Annotated in this window: 5 protein-coding genes and 2 pseudogenes; 1 reads left to right on the top strand and 6 read right to left on the bottom strand. The window is 56.3% G+C overall.

The genetic code is table 11. The features are described 5' to 3' along the window. A partial coding sequence (locus tag FNJ47_RS43630) for an NAD(P)/FAD-dependent oxidoreductase (protein WP_163162647.1) occupies positions 1–297 on the top strand: 297 nt, incomplete at its 5' end. Between the two features lie 647 nt (positions 298–944). Here the strand turns inward: FNJ47_RS43630 and FNJ47_RS43625 are convergent. The 6 genes and pseudogenes from FNJ47_RS43625 to FNJ47_RS43600 all read right to left on the bottom strand — a co-directional run. Further along, the gene (locus tag FNJ47_RS43625; protein WP_163162645.1) at positions 945–1784 is read right to left on the bottom strand and encodes an ABC transporter substrate-binding protein; all 840 of its coding nucleotides are present in this window, start codon (positions 1782–1784) and stop codon (positions 945–947) included. A gap of 49 nt (positions 1785–1833) precedes the next feature. Then, positions 1834–2521: pseudogene (locus FNJ47_RS43620) on the bottom strand (amino acid ABC transporter ATP-binding protein). Beyond that, positions 2490–3208 (bottom strand): annotated as a pseudogene (locus FNJ47_RS52050) (amino acid ABC transporter permease); the annotation flags it as partial. The pseudogenes FNJ47_RS52050 and FNJ47_RS43620, both read right to left, overlap by 32 nt. Positions 3209–3860: 652 nt before the next feature. Next, entirely contained in the window at positions 3861–5042 is a 1182-nt protein-coding gene (locus tag FNJ47_RS43610; protein ID WP_163162643.1) for a M24 family metallopeptidase, read from the bottom strand. Between the two features lie 619 nt (positions 5043–5661). After that, a complete protein-coding gene (locus FNJ47_RS43605) occupies positions 5662–6081 on the bottom strand; it encodes an SET domain-containing protein-lysine N-methyltransferase (RefSeq protein WP_163162641.1) in 420 nt (139 codons plus the stop codon). 1120 nt (positions 6082–7201) lie between these two features. After that, positions 7202–7304 (bottom strand): transposase domain-containing protein (locus tag FNJ47_RS43600; protein WP_163162638.1); only part of this gene is annotated, 103 nt, incomplete at its 5' end.

The following is a 7304-nucleotide window of genomic DNA, read 5'->3' as shown; positions in this document are numbered from 1 at the left end:
GGGCTGAGATTGCCCCCTAACTTTCGCCGGTCTGAAACTATGCTGCGTAAAGCCCATCTCTTTTTACCCAGCCTCAAAACCACGGGAGGAAGCCAATGGATGGGCCTCCGGCCCTCTCTTCCCGACAGCCTACCGGCGATTGGCCGGTCCAAAGCTGCGCCCAATGTCGTTTACGCCTTCGGCCATGGCCATCTCGGGTTGACCCAATCGACCGGGACCGCTAGGTTAGTGGCAGATATTCTGACAAATCGAGCCACCTCGATCGACGTTTCTCCCTTTTCACCGCACCGTTGGTGACGCGAGTGCACGGCGCACGATCCTTCTGCTCTCAAAAGCCGTACCTCACAGACACGGATTATGTGCGGCTTCTTTCGGGAATGCGGTTGACATCGAATACGGGTGGCTGCGGCCAACTGCTGCGGCCCTTGATTGCGCCGGTTCGGCAAATCTTTGCAAGGGAACACTGAAGCTTTGCGACCTCAGCTTCCTCGGTTCACTCCGAACTCTTTAACGTCGTCTCAAATTGTGGCGCAGCGAGCAAGCACGCGCAGTGGTGTTTGGCTCCGGGGAAAACGTGGCACAAAGCGACGTGATCGTCACATCACCGGAAAGTCTCCAACAGTTTTGCGGTAGCCACCGTATCATACACCGGCAACCCCGCCTGCTCGGGTACGTCTGGCGCCACCGCTGGAAATGCCGGGCGTTCAAATAGCTTTTGCAGGTCGCGCGTCAGCGTATCTCGAGTCGAACGTCAAAATGCCACGCGTCCCTTGATCGAGAGGCTGAGCCTCAGTGCACGAGACTTCTTTGCTGCATTACCCCATTCGCCGGGCAGCCATTTTAAATGTTGCAGTTGCATCAGGTCGAAAGCGTCTCACGATCGCCAACAATTTTCAGCCCGTTCGATCTCCGGATCACGGATCGACGCCCCCCTAAACGAGCGATCAGGGTTGGCCATTGATCATTGGCCGTTCGATCGAGGCGTCATCCGTCAGGTGCCATTTGCGCAGCAGCTGAACATACGTGCCATCGGCGATAAGCGCTGCCAGGGCCTTCTTGAGTGCTTCCCCGAACTGCAGATCATCCTTCCTGAAACCCATCCCGTACATTACTTTGATCACAGGCTTTCCAAGAATGGCGTAGCGATTGCTTTCGATCGTGTTCTGATACGCAAGGGATCCCGCGCCGGACAGGGACGCGTCAACGCGTCCTTGGTTTAGCATCTGCTGCGACTGGGCCGAGTTTTCGCTGCCCATCACGATCACCGCAGGCTTGCCGGCCTTGACGCAATTCTCCTCACTCCAGTTCATAACGGCGTCATTCATGACGCCACTGCTGCGCGTGACGGCCACGCGTTTGCCGCAGACTGCATCCACGTTTGGAAAGCGCTCGGCGTTCGCCCGCAGCGTGTAGAAGACTTGGCCTTCATACACGTGGTCGAGGAAGTTCACGCTGGCTCGTCGTTCAGCCGCATCTCCCATGGAGGACCCGTTGATGTCGACGCGCTTTGTTTTAAGAGCACTAAAGCTGATCAACTGGTCGAAGCTCGTTTCGACCCAGTTGACTTCTGCGCCCATCTTCGCAGCCATCGCGTTGAATGCGTCGATGTCGAATCCCGTCAGCTTATTGGATGCAGGATCCTTGAAAGAGAACGGCGGATAACTCGTTATAGTCAACGCATTGATAACCTTCTTTGTGCCTTGTGCATAAGCAGCGCCGGCAACCAAACCGAATGCAACGGCAAGTACGCTCATTGTAAAACGAAGCCCGGTTCTTGAACGCATATATGGATTCCTTTCATGTACCTCGTTACAAAATGCAGTCCGTCACTCGTCAGCTCAGCACTGCTGAAATGAAGCCCCGCGTCCGGGATTGCGTCGGGCTGCCGAGAATCTGTTCGGGAGGCCCGCTTTCGATCACCTGTCCTTGGTCCATGAAAAGTACCCGGCTTGCCACTTCGCGTGCGAAGCCGAGTTCGTGCGTGACGACGACCATCGTCATTCCCGTTCGCGCGAGATCGCGCATGACGGCGAGCACTTCGCCGACCAGTTCGGGATCTAGCGCGGAGGTTGGCTCGTCGAACAGCATCAGCGTGGGCTTCATCGCAAGCGCGCGAGCGATCGCCACACGCTGTTGCTGGCCACCGGAGAGCTCGATCGGGTACGCATCGCATTTGTGCGTAAGACCAACGCGGGTGAGCAGTTCACGAGCGGCGGCCTCGGTCTGTTTACGCTCTATTTTGAGTACTTGAATCGGTCCTTCGACGACGTTCTCCAGCGCCGTCTTGTGGGGAAACAGGTTGAACCGTTGAAACACCATGCCCGTCGCAAGTCGCTGCCGCGCGATCTCTCGCTCGGAGAGCTCGTACAGCACAGCTATCGACAGTTTCGAGCTGATTGCTGCAGCACAAAAAAGCGCTCTTGCCGGAGCCCGACGGTCCAACTAAGCACAGCACTTCGCCGCGGCCGACCTTGCCCCGGTGAGCGTGGCCGCGCAGCGCGCCTTGCGCCGCGCGCGAAATATCTCTCCAGTCGCTGTTGCCAGGCCGAGAGCACCGTGACCACGCCCAGGTACCAGATCGCACGCAACGATCAGTAGTTCAACGACATAGTTGCTCACGTAGTAGATGTTTTCTACGTTGTAGAGCATTTCCTGAAATTGAATCACGCTCGCGAGAGACCTCGTCTTGACCATACCGATGAGCTCGTTGCCAAGCGGCGCCATTATCATGCGCATGGCCTATGGCAAAATGATTCGGCGCTGCGCCTGCAGACGAGGCATGCCAATTGCGCTGGCGGCTTCATACTGCCCATGATCGACAGACAAGAAGCCGGCTCGCACCACCTCCGACGTACAGATTCCCTGATTGATGCCCAATGCGGCGAGAAACGGCGTCATCACGTCCACGGTACGCATTTCAAAGAACCCGGGACTACCGAGTTTTCGGAAAGAGGAGCGCGAGGTTGAACCACGGTAGCAACTGCAACAGTAAAGGCGTGCCACGAAAGAACCACACGTAGCTGGCCGCGGCCTAATTGACCACTGGATTGGGCGACAGCCGCATGATCGCGACGGTCACCCCAATCGCTATACCGAGCAGCATTGCGGAGGCCGTCATTAAACATCGTGTTGCCGAGGCCGACGAAGATGGTATGCGCGCTGAAGAGTTGTCCACGACATGCTATTCGATCTGACCACGGACGAACGCCATGGCATCCACCAGGCCAGCGCAACGATCATGGCAGCGCTGATCAAGCGGCCGACACGCCTGTCGTCGCACATGTTCGAATCGAGAGATGCCTTCCATGAGCGCATCCTGGTCACTTATTGCTATCCGCCCGCTCAATACGACAGACATTCTATTCTGTCTCCTATAATGCGGCTCGGGTTGGAGCCACCGCGCAGCCGCTCAACGAACGTCTCATCGCTAGCGCACTCACAAGGAGATGGCGCTACGCCGCAAGATCTGGACACGATATAGCCCGCCTAGGTCCAAATTTATCGATGGCCTCTCACCGATTAAAACCTGGACCCAATACCGGCGGCGCTTATATGCCTCCTCGCCCGCCAGTCGCCCGCGGGCCAGCTCGCGCGTCTTCAGCACGCTATTGGGCCGTGAGGCTCGCATGTATTGTTCAGCTGGGCGGGGCGGCCAGGAAATCCTCGCGTGACCATCTGGCGCATACCTCTGTATTCAATCAAATCTAACGTGATACAAACGTTGCGTCGACAGCCTGTGGAACCAATGGGCTGCTTTCGTGGTAGCCCGGCCCTTCGATTACGTCCGTGCAGATGCTATGAGCCATCAGCTGCGCTTCGCCAAAAAAACGAGATTTACGCTCCGTGACATGTTGTTTCGGCTATTTAACGACCAAGGTGCGGGACGTCGAAGTTAACGGCTCATGGCCGTCATTTGTGACGACAAAGGGTTGCGTGATACAGATGCTCCTGTCCTCCAGCCAAAGAGCAGCCATCATATGGAAGCACATTCCCGATTGAAGGACTGTGTTATCGCCTTTACGCAAGCTAGCGGTCCGCTCTGCTGACGCAGGCGGATAGCCTATTCCCTGCGAATAACCGAGCCTCGCCTCTTTCTCATATCCGTGACGCGCCAGCGCCTGCGCGTAAGCGGCTTGGATCTCAGAGCAGGTGCGACCTGAACGGACACTCTCGAGGCCCACGTTCAAAGCTTCGATCGCGATCTCCGTAAACTTTTGATAGGGGGCGCTCGGTTTCCCGACCACAATCGTGCGAGCGAGATTGACCTGGTAGCGAAGCCGAACTCCATGCGCTTCCATATAGATTGTCGTTGACGCCGGCAACGGCTTGTCAGTCCATTGCGGATGTGGCGTGAGAGCACGTTCGCCGGCGCCAAAAAAAAGACACGAGCTGTCATAGCCTCCACCGAACTCGGGCGTGCCCGATATCTGCTGGTGATAGACGGCGGCGGCGATATCGCATTCACGCACCCCGGGCTCTATTGTATCGAAGGCCCGCCTTACCATTGCATCTGCGACGCGGCCGGCTTGGCGCATGTAAACGAGTTCAGCCGGGCTCTTCACAATCCGGATCCAATTGACCAGCAAGTCGGCGTCTATAAATTCAGCGAGAGGCAATGCTCGGACAAGATCAGCGTGGGCGCGCGCGGAATAATAATAGCCTCCCATCTCCACGCCTATTCTCGCCTTTTCACCACCAAGCTCCTTTACGAGGTCCGCCATAACGTCGTACGCTGACAAACCAGCATGCGAGTTTACATACTCATCCGGATAGGTTCTGATGTTGTCGTCCGCAAGATAAGTACCCATTGCTGCATGGGGACGTTCCATTAACCGCGCGATCCAGATAGGTTCGTCGTGATTGAGCGTCACGATTACCATCTGCGGTGTATAAAACGAGAGGCTGTCGTAGCCGGTTAGATAGTTTTGGTTAGGAGGCTCCGAGAGCAGAAGAACATCGATTCCTCGCTTTGCCATCTCCTTTTTCACGGCCGATAACCGCGCTGCAAATTCACCCCGCTCAAAGGGCAGTTGCTTTTTCATACCTATGTCCCTCCAGGTGGTGATTGCCCAAAGTCGCAGCCGCAGGCGCTCCACAAGCAAGGTCGGCATCAGGACACGGTGTTTCACCGCGACACTAGCTACAGGCTTCGGCGCTCAAGCCTCGGCGATGCGCACAATCCTGCCTGCTATTTTTCCGCAGAGCATGAACGGCCGCGCGAATCCTTATCATCGCTCCTCTTACGAATGTCAGCCTGGGCGTCGTCTCGCTCTTTCCCTGCCTAGGCGCCCACAATTGTTCCGTTTTTTTGCATAGATATGCGCAGCATAGTGTGTGGCGGAGAGGCCAACCGGCTGGTCAATGGCTTTAGGCAAGATTTTTCGAGCTTCTTGCCTTGGGTATGTCGAGGCATCGCCATTTGGCGGCCGAATAGGGATGAGAACACGAAACGTCAGGTCCGCCACTTTTTTGGCCTATCAACGCTGAGCTGAACGAGAACAGGTGCGGTCGGCGCAGCAGCTGTTTGTCCAAAAATAAGTCGCCTTTCTTCGTCGCGCCAGCAGGGTTTTCTTCCTGGCGGGCGGAGTCGCGGCATCCACTATCTCTATGTCGCAAAACACCATACGTGGGCCTAGACCGCTCAGTCAGCATCCGTGTAGTTTAGTCGATGAACTCGATGTTGGGAGGATAAGCGGAGATATTCGTATAGCGATGCGTTATTTCCTCATCCGCGTTTATAGCCTTTATTGCCACAATGCTCGCCCACGCGCCGGATTCTTCATCGGTCCACGCTATTCGTGCATTAGGATGCGAGGAGTGGTTCACCATCGAGATCAAACCGAAAATTATATAACCTGTCAGAGAGTCGCCTCTGAGATGCCGATCGTGCCGCACGAAGTAGTACTGAAACACCCCGGTTCGATCTAACAGCTTGGCTTGAGCAGCATCAAACCCCCAGGTTGGAGCGCTGTCGATCACATCTCCGACCTTGAATGAAATATTTGCAAATACGCCGCGACCCTTTTTTGGCACAGATTTGACATACATAGCCTTGCTGCGATCAAAGACCTTGTCGACCATAGGGCTTACCTTCTCGGTGCCACGCAGCGACCGCTTCTTCGATATGGACTGACGGGTTGCTCATTGAGCGTCTCTCCCTTTCCCAAAGGTTAATTCATTGCTAACAGGGCCTCTGAAAAATTGGCTTGCGTGATGGTTGGAGTGTGATTCTAAGCATCGGCTTGAATTCCTTTGGACCGGGTTCGCGTGCTGGGACGATGAGCGCGCCCCACGGTATCATCATGGACCACGCCCATTACGCTCAGCTGCGCTGGCATCTCCGCCACTGAAACCGGCACATCGTTGTAACCGGCCATCGAGCGGCGTCCAGTCCTGGACTAAACTACGGCGTTTCATTGAGCATTGTTGCCAGCTAACATCTTACGCACGTGGGCGAAAATAGCCGATCTCCAAGCCTCCTGTTACCTGCCTAGGCAGATAGCTACCAATACAGGGGACCTCTTCAGCCGTAGCAGGCAGTTTGCGGGTACAACAGAAAGTAGCGGCGTGTTTGCTTGCGGCTTCGATGTCACTACGGGCGAATACGTGAACCTCCTCCGAATGAGTGGACATCTTTAGTAGGCTCAGAGAGCCCGGAGGTGTCGAATGAATGGAAGGACGTCAACGTCGATCGTTTACCGAGCAGTACAAGCGGCAGCCCGCTGAGCTCGTGCCTTCGAGTGGTTGCTCGATCACGTTGGGCAAGGATCTCGGTCCGCGCGATTCCGTGCTGCGGCGCTGGGTGAACAAACTCCGGCAGGAGCCGGCATCGGCGACGCGACGCCCCATCCCGTAGGCTGCGTCGATGCTTGGACCAAACTTCCGAGATCGCTCCACTGCGGCAGGAGAACGAACGGCTGCGCATGGAGCGCGAATCGTCCCGTGCGCGAAGATAGTACCTTGCCACCGGAGATATTGTTGCTGATGACTATGAGGAACAATATCGCAGCCATGCCGTGGCCAATCTGAGGCGACGTGCCAGGTCCCTCGGATTCGTCCTGCAAGTGGACCCGGGCGGCCGAGTGGCTGTTCCTCAGGAAGTCGATCGCGATGTTTGCCTGGACCCGGACACGAGCTTCCGCTTCATCGAGAACCACCGCGACATCTATCCGGTGAAGCGTAAGCGATCAGCCGAAGCCGTTCATGGCTTATAATTCCAGGGCATGAGTTGATCGATGTTGGAGATCGGCCATCGGTTGGCGACGCGCTCGAGGGTCTGCGTTAGCCAGGCGAGCGGATCGACG

This window comes from Bradyrhizobium uaiense (assembly GCF_010811875.1).
GTDB classification, from domain to species: domain Bacteria; phylum Pseudomonadota; class Alphaproteobacteria; order Rhizobiales; family Xanthobacteraceae; genus Bradyrhizobium; species Bradyrhizobium uaiense.
This window is presented reverse-complemented; position numbering and strand designations above follow the sequence as displayed.